We start from the raw sequence: 16,538 nt of genomic DNA on the forward strand, positions 1-16,538 counted from the left end.
TAAGCCATTGCGATCTGCGTCGGCGTGTCGTCGCGAGCGTTTACGTGTCGTGAACCGGCGGGCGAACCTGACGCGGCCCAGATGACCAGGCGAGGCAAACAGGGGCCCCCGGCCGCTTTGGCAAGGCTATGTTTCCTAGTCGGGCGCGTTTCTGATGTATATCGTTGCCGCCGTGTCGAGTCGGTCGCATCCGCATCCGTCCGAGCCGCATGTGGGCTCGGTGTCGTCCAAATTGAACTGGCTGCGCGCCGGCGTCCTGGGCGCGAACGACGGAATCGTGTCCACGGCGGGCATTGTCGTGGGCGTTGCGGCCGCGACGGTCGAGCGCGCCCCGGTGCTGACCGCCGGCACCGCCGGACTGGTCGCCGGAGCGGTGTCGATGGCACTGGGCGAATACGTCTCGGTCAGCACACAACGTGACACCGAGAAGGCGCTGCTACACAAGGAACGCCAAGAACTGCGTGACGATCCGGCCGCCGAGCTGGACGAGCTCGCCGCACTCTACGAAGGCAAGGGCCTCAGCGCCGCGACCGCCCGCACCGTCGCCGAAGAACTCACCGACCACAATCCGCTCCTCGCCCACGCCGAGGTCGAACTCGGCATCAACCCCGACGAGCTCACCAACCCGTGGCAGGCGGCGTCGTCTTCGGCGCTGTCGTTCGCGGTCGGCGCGCTGTTGCCGTTGATCGCCATCCTGCTGCCGCCCGCGGCGTGGCGGATCCCGGTCACGGTGGCGGCGGTGCTCGTCGCGCTGGTGATCACCGGGGCGGTGTCGGCCGGTTTGGGCGGGGCGCCCAAGGGTCGCGCGGTCCTGCGCAACGTCATCGGGGGCGGTCTCGCGCTGTCGATCACCTACGTGATCGGCCACCTGGTGGGTACGGCGATCGGTTAGCTCGCTCGACCGGAGGATGGGACGGGCGGTCCGTTGAGACTGGAACGCAAACCGTAATATCTACTGTTGCCATCCTCAGACGAGGGATTCCATCTCCGGGCGGAGCGTCGCGCATTGACCGAAACGAATTTCGTGCCGGATGACGTTGATTCAGCGGCCCAGGCGCCGTACTTCCTGCGCGACGAAAGCCGTTTCCTGCCAAACCCGATCGCCCGCGGTGGGTGGGGGCCGTCGCTCAGCGGGCACGTGGTCGGCGGACTGCTGGGCTGGGCGGTCGAAAGCGCGGTCGACGACGCGGACCTGCAACCCGCGCGGCTGACCGTCGACCTTCCCGCGCCGGTCGCGCTGGAACCCATCGAGGTCCACACCACCGTGCACCACGACCGTCGGCGGCTGCGGCTGGTCGAGGCCGTCCTCACCCAGCGTGGCGCCCCGGTCGCGCGGGGGAGTGCGCTGTTCCTGCGGCGAGGGGCCCAGCCGGAAGGGCAGGTGTGGTCGCCAGACCTGCAGCTGCCTCCGTTGCCCACCGAGGACGGCGCTCAACCAACGCTCTTCATGCGCACCTACGGCTGGGGCACCGAACTGCAGAATCGCGACCCCGACTGGGCCGACACCTCCGGACCGAAATATACCTGGCTGCACGAGACGCGCTCGCTCATCGACGGGGAGCCCCTCAGCGCCTTCACCCGCGCGGCCATGGCCGCCGATATCACGGCCTCCCTTGCCAATTGGGGAACCAACGGCCTGCAGTTCATCAATGCCGACTACACGCTCACGCTGAGCCGGCTGCCGGAAGGGCCCCACATCGGGATGGCCTCCCTGACGCACTACAGCCATGACGGGGTGGCCACCGGATCGGCCGTGCTCGCCGACCGCACGGGCCCCATCGGCAGCGGTGTGTCGGTTGCCATCGCGCACTCCGGATTCCGCCCGACGCTGGTCAATCCGGCCACTGAATGACCAGCGGAGGCGACGTCACCTTCTGGGCGTTGATCGCCCGCGCGGCCCAGGCGGCCGCGCCGCGGCCGCTGCTCGCCGACGACAAGGGGCGCAGCCTGACCGCCCGGCAGTTCCACGACACCGCCTGCGCAACGGCCGCCGCGTTCGCCGAACGCGGGGTGCGCGCGGGTACCGTCGTGTCCTGGCAGCTACCGACCACGCTCGAAACCGTGGTCGTCATGGCGGCGCTGGCCCGGCTCGGGGCCGTGCAGAACCCAATCATCCCGATTCTGCGGGAACACGAGGTCGGCTTCATCACCGAGCAGCTGTCCTCGGAATACCTTGTGGCGCCCGAGGTTTGGCGCGGATTCGAGCACGGCGAGCTGGCCCGGGCGCTGGCCGCGGCCGGGGGCTTCGAGGTGATCACCGTCGACTTGGCGACCCCGCCGTCGGGCGGCGAGCTTCGGTTGCCCCGCGCCCGCACCGACGGTCTCGCCCCGCCGCCGCATTCCGCCCACGACCCGCGCTGGATCTACTACTCGTCGGGAACGACCGCGGCGCCCAAAGGGATCCGCCACACCGACGCGTCGGTGATCGCCGGCGCGACGGGTCTGGTCGGCGCGGTCGGCATCACCGGCGACGACGTCGATCCCATCGCCTTTCCGGTCGCGCACATCGGCGGGGCGGTCATGCTGGCCGCCGCGCTGCAGACCGGCATGCGGTTGGCGCTGTTCGAGGTGTTCGACCCGGCGACGACGCCGTATGCCATCGCGGCGCACAACCCCACGTTCCTCGGCACGGCGACCCCGTTTTTCGTCGGCTTCCTCGAGGCCCAGCGAGCCCACGGCGAGCGGCCGCTGTTCCCCTTCCTGCGCGGCTGCCTGGCCGGCGGCGCGCCGATCACCGCCGAACTGGGCCGCCACATCCGCGAAGCCTTCGGCCTGCCCGGCATCGCCAACGCCTGGGGGCTCACCGAATTTCCCGTCGCGGCATCGCCGACGCTCACCGCCGCGCCCGAGTCGCTCGACCACACCGTCGGCGCGCCGACGCCGGGCGTCAGCGTCCGGGTGGTCGGGGGCGACGAAGCCGACCTGCCCGCCGGGCAGGAAGGTGAGTTGCGGCTCAAGGGACCGCAATGCTTTCTCGGCTACGCGGACGCCGCGCTTGACGCCGACGCGTTCGACGAGGACGGCTGGCTCCGCACCGGCGATCTCGGGCTCGTCGACGGGGACGGCAACGTTCGCGTGACCGGTCGCATCAAGGATGCGATCATCCGCAACGCCGAGAACGTGTCCGCTCTGGAAGTCGAGAATGTGCTGGCCACCCACCCCGCGGTCGCCGACGTCGCGGTCATCGGCGTGCCCGACCCGCGCACCGGCGAGCGCGTATGCGCGGTGGTGGTGCCCGCGCCGGCCGGCGACGTGTCACTGGAATCGCTGGTGCAGCATTGCCATTCGCGCGGCCTGAGCCGCTACAAACATCCCGAACGACTGGTGATCGTCGACGTGCTGCCGCGCAACCAATTCGGCAAGGTGGTCAAGAAGGACCTCCGCGAGGCCTTCGGCTGAAGCCCGGGCTACAGCCCCTTGGGTGCGTCGCGGACGGCCTGCACCGCCGATGCGTCGCCGTCGAATTCGACCCGCGCGGATCGCCCGACCGCGAACAGCAGCAGTTCCTCCGGCGGGCCGGTCACCGTGACCGCCGGCCCGCGTCCGGCGGTCAGCAGCGTCTTGCCCTCCGGGGTGCGCAGCGCCACCCGCCCCGGCACCTTGGCGAGCGTGAGCCGGGCCATCAGCGGCAGGGTGCGCCGCAGTCTGGCGCTCAGCTCGGGCTCGAGCGCCCGCGGCTGCCAGCCCGGCTGGGCGCGGCGGACGTCTTCGTGGTGGATGAACATCTCGGCGACGTTGGCCACCGGGTCGAGCACCTTGAACGGTGAGTACATCGGCGGCCCGGACGCGACCTTGTCCACCAGCTCACCCCACTCGGTCTCGGCGGTCTGGTCCTGCACCTTCTGGGTGTGCGAGGCGAAGAACGGGATCAGGATGCCGGGGGCGGCGTCGGGGCGGTACTCCCGGATCACCAGGTGGGCGGCCAGGTCGCGCGTCGTCCAGCCTTCGCAGAGGGTGGGCGCATCGGGTCCGACGCCGCGCAGGGTGTCGACCAGGGCGGCACGTTCTCGTTGAGCAACCGACATCTGTTCAGCGTACGGCCCGCCGTGATCGCTATGGGCGAACCCCCGGGCACGGGCGCTCCGCACCTCGGTAAATTTGGAACGTCAATGTCCCCGAAGGGACCTGGGAAGAGACTTAGGGAATGTCGATGAACGCGCGTGTCGAGCAGTTGGAGTTCCAGGCGGAGGCCCGACAGCTGCTGGACCTGATGGTCCACTCCGTCTACTCCAACAAGGATTCGTTTCTGCGGGAGCTGATCTCGAACGCTTCCGACGCACTGGACAAGCTTCGGCTCGAGGCCTTCCGCAACAAAGAACTCGACGTCGACACCTCCGACCTACGCGTCGAGATCGACGTCGACAAAGACGCACGGACGCTGACCATCCGCGACAACGGCATCGGCATGACCCGGGCCGAGGTGGTCAACCTGATCGGCACGCTGGCCAAGTCGGGCACCGCCGAGCTGCGCCAGCAGTTGCGCGAGGCCAAGGACGCCAAGAACGAGGCCGCCTCAGAAGAACTGATCGGCCAGTTCGGCATCGGTTTCTACTCGAGCTTCATGGTCGCCGACAAGGTCGAACTGCTCACCCGCAAGGCCGGCGAGAGCGAAGCCACCAGGTGGGAATCGAGCGGCGAGGGCACCTACACGATCGAAGCCGTCGACAGCGCCCCGCAGGGCACGTCGGTCACCCTGCACCTCAAGCCCGAGGACGCCGAGGACGAGCTGCACGACTACACCTCGGAATGGAAGATCCGTGGCCTCGTCAAGAAGTACTCCGACTTCATCGCCTGGCCGATCCGCATGGAGGTCGAACGCCGGCAACCGGCCACCGAGGAGGGCGGCGAGGAGGCCGTCACCAAGGAAGTCGAGACCCTCAACTCGATGAAGGCGCTGTGGGCGCGGCCCAAGGACGAGGTCTCCGACGAGGAGTACCAGGAGTTCTACAAGCACATCGCGCACGCCTGGGACGACCCCCTGGAAATCATCGCGATGAAGGCCGAGGGCACCTTCGAATACCAGGCGCTGCTGTTCATTCCGTCCCACGCGCCGTTCGACCTGTTCAACCGCGACGCCCAGACCGGGATTCAGCTCTACGTCAAGCGGGTGTTCATCATGGGCGACTGCGACCAGCTCATGCCCGAATACCTGCGTTTCGTCAAGGGTGTCGTTGACGCACAGGACATGTCGCTCAACGTCTCACGCGAAATCCTGCAGCAGGACCGGCAGATCAAGGCCATCCGGCGCCGGTTGACCAAGAAGGTCCTGTCCACCATCAAGGACATACAGTCCGAGCGTCCCGACGACTACCGGACGTTCTGGACCCAGTTCGGCAGGGTCGTCAAAGAGGGACTGCTGTCCGACTTCGACAACCGGGAGACCCTGCTGGAGATATCTTCCTTCGCCTCGACGCACAGCGAGGAGGAGGCCACCACGCTCGCCGAGTACGTGCAGCGCATGAAGGAGGGCCAGGAGCAGATCTATTTCGCCACCGGGGAGACGCGGCAACAGATCTTGAAGTCGCCGCACCTGGAGGCCTTCAAAGCCAAGGGCTACGAGGTCTTGCTGCTCACCGACCCGGTCGACGAGGTCTGGGTGGGCACCGTCACCGAGTTCGACGGCAAACCGCTGCAGTCGGTCGCCAAGGGCGAGGTGGACCTCAGCGCCGAGGGCGACGAGAGCGAGGCCGAGCGCGAGGAGCAGCAGAAGGAGTTCGCCGACCTGCTGGCGTGGATGAAGGAGACGTTGAGCGAGCACGTCAAGGAGGTGCGGCTCTCCACCCGCCTGACCGATTCGCCGGCCTGCCTGATCACCGACGCCTTCGGAATCACCCCGGCGCTCGCGCGGCTTTACCGGGCTTCGGGACAGGATGTTCCGGTCGGCAAGCGGATTCTCGAGCTCAATCCGAATCATCCGCTGGTCACCGGCCTACGTCAGGCGCAGCATGACCGCAGCGACGACGCCTCACTCGCCGAGACGGCCGAATTGCTCTACGGCACAGCGCTTCTCGCTGAGGGCGGCGCGCTGGACGACCCCGCGCGGTTCGCCGAGCTGCTGGCCGACCGGTTGGCCCGCACGGTCTGACCGGGGATTTGCCAGATTTGCGCCAGCAGTGTTCGCTGTCGGCGTTGCCCGTAAATGGCCGATAAGCGCGATTGAAAAGCCGCTGGCAGGGATAATCACATCCCATGGCTGAGTTTCGCGTCATCGACCCACGTGGGCGGGTCGTCGCGACGAAGGATTTTGCCAGCTCGGAGTCCGCACACGCATGGTTCATCCATTCGATCGGCGGCAACACCGAACTGGGCTGGCGCATGGAAGTCAACGACGACGGCCAGTGGGCTCACTTCGACGACACCCAGGGCTTCACCGCCCCGGTGAGCCAGCGCCACCAGAAGCGCTGATCGTTTGCTGAGCCGGGCGTCAGCCGCCCGGCCCGATCACAAAGCAACGGCCGCTGCCGCTGACGAACAAAACCTCTTGCACCGCGGACGGACCGACGGTGGGGAATGCGAAGCGGTGCACCTGTTGGCCGGCCTCGATGTCGGCATCCTGGGACTCTTTGGTGCCGTCCTTCTTGCGCACCAACGCCGTGACCTTGGCCGGCATGTTCGGGTGCTGCGGGTCACGGAAGTACCACACCTCGATCCCGGCGCCCGAGTTGTCGGCGCGCCATCCGTCGGCGTAGTAGCACGCCGGGTTCCCCTCGGCGTCCGGCGGCGGTGGCGGGCAGATCGACAACCCGACGCAGGCCGGGGCGCTGGTGGGGGTCGGTGGCGGCGGCGCGGTCGTCGTCGACGGGGCGGCCTGGCCGCAGGGAGCCACGGCAATTCCCACTGCGGTTGCTCCGGTCATGACCAACCCTCGAACCATGTTCGCGAGCCTCCTGTTAACGAAGCAGCATTGGTTGCTGACAACAAACCAGCTAACACCGTGACACGGTCGCCCAGCAAGAGGCGGGCCCCACGTAGGCTCCGAGGAATGCACGTCGACGCGATGACGGTCCCGCAGCCGCTGCAAAAGATCGGCGACCTCGCCCGCCGAACGCAGTCCGCGGGATTCTCCGGCCTGTTGTTCACCGAAACGGGCCGCACGGCCTACCTCAACGCCGCCGTGGCGTCGCAGGCCGCTCCCGGCCTCGAGCTGTCCACAGGAGTGGCGGTGGCGTTCCCGCGCAGCCCCTTCGTCACGGCGGCGACGGCCTGGGAGCTGCAGGAAGCGACGGGCGGGAACTTCCGGCTGGGCCTGGGCACCCAGGTGCGCACCCACGTCGTGCGGCGCTACGGCGTGGCGTTCGAGCGGCCCGGCCCGCGGCTGCGCGACTACCTGTTCGCCGTGAAGGCCTGCTTCGCCGCGTTCCGGTCCGGGACGCTCGAGCACCACGGCGACTTTTACGACCTCGACTTCATCACGCCCCAGTGGAGCCCGGGCCCGATCGAGGCGCCCGATCCGAAAGTCGATATCGCGGCGGTCAATCCGTGGATGCTGCGGATGGCGGGCGAGGTGGCCGACGGGGTGCACGTGCATCCGATTGGTGAGCCGGGCTACATCGCCCGCCACGTGCTGCCCAACATCGCCGAGGGAGCCGCCCGGGCGGGTCGCGCGCCGTCGGACCTCGCGGTGATCGTCCCGGTGATGACGATCGTCGGCGACAGCGACGAAGAGCGCGACAAGCAACGGGAAGGGGTGCGCGCCAGCATGGCCTTCTACGGCAGCACGCCGAACTACGCGTTCATCTGGGACCAGGCCGGGTTCGAGGGCACGACCGCCCGGATTCGGGAGAAGCAGAAGGCCGGAGACTTCGCCGGCATGGCGGCCCAGGTGAGCGACGACCACGTCGCCGCCTTCGCCACCGAGTCGACGTGGGACGGGTTGGCCGACGCGCTGATCGGGAAATACGCCGGAAAGGCCACGCGCCTGGTGCTTTACAACGCCGTTGGGGATCCGCAGAACTTCGAGCGCTACGGCGAGGTGGCCCGCCGGATACGCCGAGCCGTCAGTGGCTGAGCTGTATCGCCTTGACCACCAATAGCAGTGCGCCGACGACCAGGTAGCTGCGCAGCGCGATCATGCCGAGCCGGGTGCCCGGTGACCAGACGACGGGCTCCAGCAGGGTCAGCGGGGGCATGCGCCAGGTGTTGCGGTCGACCCCGCGGGCCGGCAGTCGGGGACCGGCCGGCGCCGGCTGGCGGCGGGCCATCCAACGCAGCACCGGGATGGCCGCAACCACCAGTACGACAAGGGCCCCGGCGAGGTAGCCGGCCACCGCCACGACGTTGAGGTCGCGGAACAGCGTGGTGGCCATCAGGATCCCGGACAGCAAAAGCAGTGTGCCGACGATCAATCCGGCGACCCAGTTGAGCCAGGGACGATTGACCCACGGCCCCAGCACTTCCCGGTCGTTGCACAGCAGCAGCAGAAAGACGCTGGCGCTGGGCAACAGGAGACCGGCCAGGGCCTGAACGGCCGTGGTGATCAGGCCCAGCGGGGCGCCGGGTATCAGGACGACGCCCGCGGCCACCGCGACCATCGCGGTGTAGGACAGGTAAAACTGCTTGGCATCGGCGAATCCGCGGTGCAGCGAGTGCTTCAGGCCGAACACGTCGCCGAAGGCGTAGCTGGTGGCCAGTGTCACCGCGGCGGCGCCGATGATCGAGGCGTCCATCAGCACGATCGCGAAAATCCAGCCCAGCGTCCCCCGGTGTTGGCCGAGCAGGTGGGCCGTGGCGCCGGCGTCGGTGAAGCCGCCGACGGTGTTGGTAGAGCGCGCCGCCCATTCGCCGGTCATCACCAGCGCGGCGGCGCCGATCACCACGACGAAGGCACCCAGCACGGTGTCGGCGCGCTCGTACCCGATGAAACGCGGGGTGATGCGCTTGTCGACGACGTTGGACTGCTGGAAGAACAGCTGCCAGGGCGCCACGGTGGTGCCGACGATGGCGATGATGAGTAGCACCGCATCAGAGCTCACGCCACCCGTAATCCGGGGTATCACGAAGGATTTCGCCGCCTGCCCCCATTGCGGGTGGGACATCAGCAGCATCGGGATCTGCAGGAGGGTGACGGCGATGAAGATGAACATGGCGCGCTCCCAGCGCCGAAAGCTCCCGCTTGCCATGATCGCGATCAGCGCGACCGCCGAGACCGGCACCACGACGTATTTGGAGACGCCGATGTACTGGGCGGCCAGGGTGATGCCGATGAACTCGGTGACGATCGTCAAGAAGTTGAGCAGAAACAGGTCGCCGACCGAAAACCAGCCCCAGCCGCGGCCGAAGCGTTCGTTGATCAACCGTGCGTGGCCGACGCCGGTGACCGCCCCGAGTCGGACCACCATCTCCTGGTTCACGATGAGCACCGGCACCAGCAGCACCAGAACCCACAGCAGCGAGTAGCCGTAGTTCTGCCCGGCCTGGGCGTAGGTGGCGACCCCGCCCGCGTCGTTGTCGCCGACCATCACGATGATGCCGGGGCCGACGATCGCCAGCAGGGTCAGCAACCGCGTTTTCCAGGTGCGGGGGTGTTCGGTTTCGCCGACGCTGATCCGTCCGAACGCGCCCTCGATGTCACCCAGGTGCGCGCTGTCGAGCACCGCGCTGCGTCCCGACGCGGCGGGTTCGGTGGCGCCCACTTCGACCGCGGCCGCCACCGGCCGGCCGGTCTCTTCGCGGCCAGGGGTCACAGCGCGTTCCCTCCCGGCACTCGCGCGGTGTGGTCACCGGGTTCGGCGACTTCGCGGACGGGACGCGGCGCGGGTTCACGCCGGCGCCAGTCCTCGGGGATGGTCGCCTCGAGCACGTCGTCGACGGTGACCACCCCCAGCACGCGGTCTTGGTCGTCGACGACCGGGATGGAATACAGGTTGAAGTCGGCCATCAAGAGGGCGACGTCGGTGAGGTCGGCGTCGGCGGTGACCCGCACCGGGTCCGAATCCATCAGTCGCTCGAGGGCTTCACCGCCGTGGGCCTGCAACAGCGTGATCACCGAGACCACGCCGTCGAGCCGTCTCTCCGCGTCGAGAACGTGCACCTTGATGAGCGCCTCGGGTTGTATGGTGCTGGCCGTCGCGATCAGCTGCAGTGCTTCGGCCGCCGTCGTGGTGGCGGCGCAGGCAACGAAGTCGACGTTCATCAGCCCGCCGGCGCTTTCGGGGTTGAAGCCCATCAGGGTGATGACCTTGGTGCGCTGCGGGGCCGGCATGAGTTCCAGCACGCGGCGGCGACGCGACTGGCGTAGGTCGGCGATCGCGTCGGCCGCGTCGTCGGCCCGCATCCGGCCCAGCAGGGCGGCGACCTCTTGGTCGGGCATGCCGTCGAGGAGCCGGCTGGCCTTCTCCGGCTCCAGTTCCTCGAACACGTCGGCTTCCAGCTCCGGGTCGCTGCGCACCCGGTCGAGGATCTCGCCCCCCTCGGCCTTGTCCGCCTCCTCGAGGAGGTCGGCGATCTCGGCGGCCTTGAACTCGCCGAACCGGTCCGACAAGCGCCGCACGGCGTCGGAGCGCGCGTCGCCGATCAGTGGTTCGAATGCCTTCCAATCGCGAGCCGCGTGCCCGCCGGACTGCTTGATGAGCCCGAACAACCGTGGCGGCCGTCGGGTGTCCACGCGGGTCAGCATCCATCCGGCGCCGGTGTCTTCCAGCTCCACGTCGTAGGCGCGGATCAGCTCCACGTTCGCGACGTCGATCAACCGGTGGCCCAACACGTCGGCGCGCAACAGCACCTCGCCGTTGCGGCGTTCGAAGCCGCGGAGGTCAATCTTGTTCTTGGTCAACAGGACTCGGTCTGCGGTGTACTCGTCGATGGATTTGTCGCCGATGAACACCCGCCGCCCGCCGACCCCGGCGACGATCCCGGTCACCAATGGGTAGTCGTCGGCCCCCCGCAGCCGCACGATGACGTCCTCGACCCGGCCGACGGTTTCCCCGGCGCGGGCCAGCACCGGTGCGCGCAGCAACTGCGAGAGGTGAATCACCGGCCGTTCTGCCGCCGTCTCCGATGCGCTCATCCGTTCCTCCTCGACACCCGGCGAACATCTTTCGAGCAACTGCACGAAACCATGTCGCGACATCGTGTGCAGCTACGGCTTACCGCCAGCATCGGTGGTGGCGCAAGTGTCGTCGCTCGACGGGGCTCGGCCGCAAGATCGTACGCTGCGGTGGCGGCGCGGAGCCACCACCGATCGGTGAACGACCGGTGGCGTTTACTTGCCGACCTTGCCGGCGATCTGATTGGCGATGCTGACTCCAAGGTCTCCGACGTCCTTGCGGCACGCGTCGACATCGATGACGACGTTGTTGCGGACGGTCAGTGCCCGCTGACACGGCATGGTGACGTTACCGCCGCTTCCGATGACGGTCACCGTCACGGGGGCGCGCAGGACTCCGTCGGTGTTGGCAACCGGCCCCACCTTCCACTGCAGTTCCGGTTGGCCACCCTCGGCGGGCACGGTGTCCTGGCGGTCGGCGCAGGCCGGCCAGCGCTGCGACGAGGCGGTGAAGAACGCACTCGCCTGATCCGGCGAAGGAAACAACACCACGTATTGATCGACGTCCGGCCTTTCCATTTCGGTCGCACCCGGGGGTGCGGGTGCGACGTCGTGGTAGCCGTACACCGCGGTGTTCCCGCTGTCGGCATAAACGGGTGCCAGGGCCGCGCGGATGGCGTAGTTGCATTCGGCGGGAACCGTGTAGTCGCTGCGCTTGAGCGGGTCTTCCTCCAGGGCGGTTTTCGGCGGGTCGCTGTAGGTTCCCGTGACGCCGAGCGCGGTGTCCAGCTCGGTCGGGCTGAGCATGAGGTTAGCCAGCTGGTCCTTTGTCAGGGGGCCTTTCGGCGAGGCCGTGGTGGCGGTGGTGGACGGCGAGGCGGTGCCGCCCCCGTCGTTGTGGGCGCAACCGGAGATCAGAATTCCCGCGGAGGCGGCAACGGCGACTGCAGTTTTCAGCTGGCGCATTCGAGGCCCTTCCTGCTCGAGTCCCCTCCCGAGCGTTTCGCGCACCCCCAGCGCGCCGTCTGTTCGTGTTGTCCCGCGGACGAGCGTACGACAGCGGTCCCGCTGTTGACGGTAAGTTCGGGGCACGCGACTGCGCGAGTTCGCCCGCGTCGATCGGGACGGGACGGCGCACCGAGCCGGATCGCGCATTCGATCAGGTTGATACCGCGGGCTTTTCGTCGGCCGGCGGGGCGGAGGTCGCCTGGCTGTGCGCCAGCGCCACGGTCGCCGCCGCCATCACCGCGACCGAGAATCCGAGCGCCACCAGGCCGGTGCCATTGGTCCGCAGCGTCTCGCCCAGCACCGTGACGCCGAGCACCGATCCGACGACGGGCTCCGCGACGGTCACCGCCGGCAGCGACGCGGTGAGTGGTCCCGCCCGAAACGCCGACTGCTCCCAGGCCGTGGCCGCGATCGCCACCACCACCCACACGTACACCTCGGGGATGCGCAGCAGAGCCGGAATGCCGCGGTCGAGCTGGTCGACCACGCCCTTGGTCAACACCGAAAACAATCCCCACAGCGAGCCCGACATCAAGCCGAGCAACAACGCGGCGACCGAACCCGGGAACATGCGCGCGCCGATCACGCACAGCACCAGCGCCGGACCCATGATCAACGCCACGACGGTCCACGTCTGCAACGATCCTCGAGGGGTCCCCTCCTGAGGGTCACCGACCGTCACCACAACCGCCACCGCGGCCGCCAGCAACACCGCCCAAATGGCTTGCCGCGCAGTGATTCTGCGGTGGTTCGCACGCGCGCTGATGAGCAACGCGAACAGCAACGACGTCACCAACAGCGCCTGCACCAGCACCACCGAACCGAAGCCCAGCGCCGCCGCCTGGAACCCGAACCCGGCGCCGGCCACCAGGCTGCCCGCCCACCATTGGCGATCACGCAGCAGCCGGCGAAACAGGGCGAGGGTGCCGACCGGTTTGTCGGTGACCTGTTGGGCGGATCGCTGCTGGATGACATCGCCGAAGCCGACCATCAGGGCGGCCGCGACCGCGAGAACCGCTGCGATATCCGTTCTGCCCACGCGGACCTCCCGTGTGACCGGCGTTGCGACCTAGACTTCTGGACGGTACGCGACCGGACCGCGCGACGGCGCTTCGAGGAGATCCACGCCATGAACGACACCAACTCCCGGATCGGCGTGCTGGCCACCGAGGCAATCAATCTGCTCATCGGCGCCGTCGATGAGATCTCCCCGGAGGGCTGGGACCAGCCCTCCAACTTGCAGGGGTGGAGCCTGCGCGAGCTGGTGGGTCACGTCACGGGCAGCGCGGCGAAAGTCGTGACGCTCGTGGAGGACGGCGAACTATGGGACCGGCCCTCGAGGCCCGCGGACTGGATATGCGACGACCCGGCGGCGCGGCTTCGCGAGCTGGCGGCGCGGCTCGACGACGCGCTGCCGGGCGCCGACCTCGACGGGATGCGTGTATCGCCGGAAGGCGAGGTTCCGTTGCGCCGCGCGCTGGCCTATCCCGTTTCCGACCTGGCCATGCACGCCTGGGATATCCATCGCTCGCACGGGCGGTTGATCGAACTGCCGGCCGACCTGTTGGGGCTGTGCCGCGCACTGGTCGATACGGTGCCCGAGCAGCTGCTGCGCCGACCGGGCGGCTTCGGGCCGGCCCAGTCCGCGCCGCAGGATGCGACGCCTACCGCCCGGCTCATGGCATTCCTCGGTCGGTCGGTCGACGTAGACGCATGACTTCGCTTGGCGCGCAACGGATCACGAGAATGAATCACGCCACGTGACGAGGATGCGTGGCGTCAGCTGTCGCGGCGGATCTTGAGGGCGGTGGTGATCATCGGGATCTGCAGCGGCAGCCGCGCCAGGGCGGCGATCCGCATCGGCCAGGGCTTGTTCCACCACAGCCGGCACATGTTGACGTTCGCCGGGAACACGCCGACGAACAACGCGGCCGCCGCCAGCGCGGCCGGCCTGCGGGTGCGTCGGGACAGCAACGCCGCCCCCACGCCTAGTTCGGCCACCCCCGACGCGTAGGTGTAGAACCGCGCGTTCCCCGGCAATTCGGCGGGAACGATCGTGTCGAAGGGTTTGGGCGCCAGGAAGTGCACGGTGCCAATGCCCATCAGCATCGCCGCGACGCGGTACGCGGCGGTCTGGGTGGTGTCACGCTGAGCTATTGGTGCGGTCATCGATCCATTGTGTCGCAAGCTGGTGGTGGCTCATGAGTCGCCCAACGACCACGTCCCAGCGCCCCGAAACTGTAGTGAAACCCCTGATGCGCTGGGGCCGGCCTGCTCAATAGTGTCGTGTCGTCTGACGCCCAGCTGAAACCGAAACGGACCGAGCAGCGGCGTTAGGACAGTGGACCCGAAAGGACCTCCGATGCCCAGGTTCATGATCATTCGGAAAGGCGCATCGGTCATGGCCGCGGTGATTGGCGTTGCCGGGACATCGCTGCTGCCGGTCGCAAACGCCGACACGTTGCCGAATGGATACAGCGTGACCTGTACGTCCAGCGGCAGCGACGCGATATGCAATTTCACGGGGTGCCCGCGTGTGAACGGCGACGAGGCCGGCGACGTGTTGCACGTCAGGGCAAATGGTAGCGACCAACAAGAAATCAGCAAGGATTGCAACAATGCCGCGACTTATAACGTCGGCAACATCTCTGCCGATGGGATCACCATTTCCGTTCAGGGTTGCCGCAAGCACCGCCTGGGTTCCGACGATTGCGGCGCGTGGTCGGATTACAAGTACACGCCGCCGGCCATATCTGCCGCACCTGCTGCGCCGCCTGCCGCGCCGCCGGCCCCGGCGCCAAACGCAGACAGGCCCGTCCGTTGCACGGGCGGCGGATATGAGCTGCCGCCGGGCTCGGATTGCTCCAAGACTCCCAATCCCAATCCGCCTGCAGCGCCGGTGACCAACGCGATCCAGTTGTCGTTCGGTCCTCCGCGTTTCGGCAGCATCACGGCGACGGTTTCTAACTCGTCAGCCCTGACTGCCACGTGCAGCTACCACTCGACGCCTATCGATCCTGGAATTCCCAACTTCACGGTGGGCCCGCGCGCGAGCACCGACGTGCCTATCAAGGGTTTCAACACCGGAACCAGCTACCACGTAACAGTCTCGTGCCACGACGCCAGCGGTAAGCAGACGCAGGAAATCGGTCACGCGGAGACGAATGTGACGTTCTAGTCGCCAGTGAACCTGGACCGGAACTTCGGTTCTCGACGCTTGGCGCGGTGCTTCGAAGGGCGGCGGGCTTCCCACCCGCCACCCGACGCTTAGGTCGTTACTATTGCCCATACGGTATTTGTTACGATTCGCCTTATCTGCTGACATCCATGCTGCCGACCGCAGCCAGAGCACCGTTCGAGGTTGAAAACATGGCCACACCCGTCATTGTCGGAGCAGTGCGGACCGCGATCGGCCGCTCTTTCAAGGGCACGCTCGTCAACACACCGCCCGAGACGCTGATCACCGCGGTGCTTCCGGAGGTGGTGCGCAGGTCCGGGGTGGACCCGTCCGCTATCGACGACATCATCTTCGCCGAATCGCATTACGGCGGTGGGGATTTGGCGCGCTACGCGGCCACCGCAACCGGCATGGAGGACATTCCCGGCCAGTCGGTCAACCGGCACTGCGCGGGCAGCCTGACCGCCATCGGCAACGCCGCGGCCCAGATCGGCTCCGGGATGGAACGCGTGCTGATCGCCGGCGGCGTGCAGTCACTGTCGATGACGCCGCTGACCAACTGGCGGATTCCCGGTCCCGAGCTGAAATTCGAGGAGCGCTGGATGCCACCGACCCACGTCGAAACCCCGGACGCGCCCGCCAAGGACATGTCGATCACCGTGGGCTGGAACACCGCCCAGGCCGTCGGCATCACGCGCGAAGAGATGGACGCCTGGGCCGCCCGGTCACATCAGCGCGCCATCGCGGCCATGGACGCGGGGAAATTCGTCGACGAGATCCTCCCGCTGAAGATCACCCAGTTCGACGGTTCGGTCACCGAGTTCTCCGTGGACGAGCATCCTCGCCGGGACACCACCGTGGAGAAGCTCGCTGGGCTGAAAGTGCTGCACCCCGAGATCGAGGGCTTCTCGATCACGGCGGGCAACAGCAGCGGCACCAACGACGCCGCCGCGGCGGTGGCCCTCGTCGACCGTGAGTACGCCGCCGCAGAGAACCTCAACGTGATGGGGACGGTCCGGGCCTGGGCCGCCGCGGGCGTGGCCCCCCGCGACACCGGGCTGGGTGCCGTCAAGGTCATCGGCAAGGTGCTGCAGCGGGCCGGCCTGTCGGTCGGCGACGTGGCGCTGTGGGAGATCAACGAGGCTTTCGCCTCGGTACCGATCGCGGCGTGCCGGGAGTATGGCATCGACGAGGAGAAGGTGAACTTCTCCGGGAGCGGTTGCAGCCTCGGTCACCCCATCGCGGCGTCGGGTGCCCGGATGGTCACCACGCTCGCCTACGAGCTGGCACGCCGGGGCGGCGGCATCGGTGTGGCGGCGATGTGTGCGGGCGGCGGCCAGGGTGGCGCCGTGGTGATCGAGGTTTAGC

General features: G+C 67.9%; 16 protein-coding genes. 9 read left to right on the plus strand and 7 right to left on the minus strand.

Going from position 1 to position 16,538, the window contains the following annotated elements; translation table 11 throughout:
• Nucleotides 1-154: 154 nt before the first annotated feature.
• From BST44_RS16470 to BST44_RS16480, 3 genes are all read left to right on the plus strand, one after another.
• A complete protein-coding gene (locus tag BST44_RS16470) occupies nt 155-892 on the plus strand; it encodes a VIT1/CCC1 transporter family protein (RefSeq protein WP_083178177.1) in 738 nt (245 codons plus the stop codon).
• Nucleotides 893-1,006: 114 nt separating this feature from the next.
• Nucleotides 1,007-1,852 (plus strand): acyl-CoA thioesterase domain-containing protein, encoded by an 846-nt coding sequence (locus tag BST44_RS16475; RefSeq protein WP_083178178.1) that lies wholly within the window; start codon nt 1,007-1,009, stop codon nt 1,850-1,852.
• On the plus strand, nt 1,849-3,399 hold the full coding sequence (locus tag BST44_RS16480) for a class I adenylate-forming enzyme family protein (protein ID WP_083178179.1): 1,551 nt from the start codon (nt 1,849-1,851) through the stop codon (nt 3,397-3,399). The genes BST44_RS16475 and BST44_RS16480 overlap by 4 nt, the downstream gene beginning before the upstream one ends.
• Nucleotides 3,400-3,407: 8 nt before the next feature.
• Here BST44_RS16480 and BST44_RS16485 read toward each other — a convergent pair whose 3' ends face one another.
• Nucleotides 3,408-4,025 carry a TIGR03085 family metal-binding protein gene (locus BST44_RS16485; protein WP_083178180.1) on the minus strand — a complete coding sequence of 206 codons (618 nt, stop codon included), beginning with the start codon at nt 4,023-4,025 and terminating at the stop codon, nt 3,408-3,410.
• A gap of 125 nt (nt 4,026-4,150) precedes the next feature.
• On the opposite strand from BST44_RS16485, the gene htpG reads away from it, so the two are divergent.
• The gene (htpG, locus tag BST44_RS16490) at nt 4,151-6,085 is read left to right on the plus strand and encodes a molecular chaperone HtpG (RefSeq protein WP_083178229.1); all 1,935 of its coding nucleotides are present in this window, start codon (nt 4,151-4,153) and stop codon (nt 6,083-6,085) included.
• Nucleotides 6,086-6,189: 104 nt separating this feature from the next.
• The gene (locus BST44_RS16495) at nt 6,190-6,405 is read left to right on the plus strand and encodes a hypothetical protein (RefSeq protein ID WP_083178181.1); all 216 of its coding nucleotides are present in this window, start codon (nt 6,190-6,192) and stop codon (nt 6,403-6,405) included.
• Between the two features lie 19 nt (nt 6,406-6,424).
• On the opposite strand, the gene BST44_RS16500 is transcribed toward BST44_RS16495, so the two are convergent.
• Nucleotides 6,425-6,856: a hypothetical protein gene (locus BST44_RS16500; RefSeq protein ID WP_244184843.1), complete on the minus strand. Its 432-nt coding sequence runs from the start codon at nt 6,854-6,856 to the stop codon at nt 6,425-6,427.
• Between the two features lie 126 nt (nt 6,857-6,982).
• On the opposite strand from BST44_RS16500, the gene BST44_RS16505 reads away from it, so the two are divergent.
• Nucleotides 6,983-8,008, plus strand: a complete 1,026-nt coding sequence (locus BST44_RS16505) for a TIGR03617 family F420-dependent LLM class oxidoreductase (RefSeq protein ID WP_083178183.1) — start codon at nt 6,983-6,985, stop codon at nt 8,006-8,008.
• Here the strand turns inward: BST44_RS16505 and BST44_RS16510 are convergent.
• The 4 genes from BST44_RS16510 to BST44_RS16525 form a co-directional block, all read right to left on the minus strand.
• Nucleotides 7,998-9,650, minus strand: a complete 1,653-nt coding sequence (locus BST44_RS16510; protein ID WP_083178231.1) for an Nramp family divalent metal transporter — start codon at nt 9,648-9,650, stop codon at nt 7,998-8,000. The two genes, BST44_RS16505 and BST44_RS16510, sit on opposite strands and share 11 nt — an antisense overlap.
• Before the next feature lie 29 nt (nt 9,651-9,679).
• Complete coding sequence (locus BST44_RS16515) at nt 9,680-11,005, minus strand: magnesium transporter MgtE N-terminal domain-containing protein (protein WP_083178230.1); 1,326 nt, start codon at nt 11,003-11,005, stop codon at nt 9,680-9,682.
• A gap of 195 nt (nt 11,006-11,200) precedes the next feature.
• The gene (locus BST44_RS16520) at nt 11,201-11,950 is read right to left on the minus strand and encodes a sensor domain-containing protein (protein WP_083178184.1); all 750 of its coding nucleotides are present in this window, start codon (nt 11,948-11,950) and stop codon (nt 11,201-11,203) included.
• A 193-nt stretch (nt 11,951-12,143) separates the two neighbouring features.
• Nucleotides 12,144-13,031, minus strand: coding sequence for a DMT family transporter (locus BST44_RS16525; protein WP_083178185.1), 888 nt, complete (start codon nt 13,029-13,031; stop codon nt 12,144-12,146).
• A gap of 90 nt (nt 13,032-13,121) precedes the next feature.
• On the opposite strand from BST44_RS16525, the gene BST44_RS16530 reads away from it, so the two are divergent.
• On the plus strand, nt 13,122-13,709 hold the full coding sequence (locus BST44_RS16530; protein ID WP_083178186.1) for a TIGR03086 family metal-binding protein: 588 nt from the start codon (nt 13,122-13,124) through the stop codon (nt 13,707-13,709).
• Between the two features lie 62 nt (nt 13,710-13,771).
• Here the strand turns inward: BST44_RS16530 and BST44_RS16535 are convergent, their stop codons facing one another.
• Nucleotides 13,772-14,161 carry a DoxX family protein gene (locus BST44_RS16535; RefSeq protein ID WP_083178187.1) on the minus strand — a complete coding sequence of 130 codons (390 nt, stop codon included), beginning with the start codon at nt 14,159-14,161 and terminating at the stop codon, nt 13,772-13,774.
• A gap of 193 nt (nt 14,162-14,354) precedes the next feature.
• Here BST44_RS16535 and BST44_RS16540 point away from each other — a divergent pair, with 193 nt between their 5' ends.
• Both BST44_RS16540 and BST44_RS16545 read left to right on the plus strand, forming a co-directional pair.
• Entirely contained in the window at nt 14,355-15,170 is an 816-nt protein-coding gene (locus BST44_RS16540; protein ID WP_142274531.1) for a hypothetical protein, read from the plus strand.
• A 191-nt stretch (nt 15,171-15,361) separates the two neighbouring features.
• On the plus strand, nt 15,362-16,537 hold the full coding sequence (locus BST44_RS16545; protein WP_083178232.1) for a thiolase family protein: 1,176 nt from the start codon (nt 15,362-15,364) through the stop codon (nt 16,535-16,537).
• Nucleotide 16,538: the final 1 nt, after the last annotated feature.

This window comes from Mycobacterium scrofulaceum, from assembly GCF_002086735.1.
GTDB classification, from domain to species: domain Bacteria; phylum Actinomycetota; class Actinomycetes; order Mycobacteriales; family Mycobacteriaceae; genus Mycobacterium; species Mycobacterium scrofulaceum.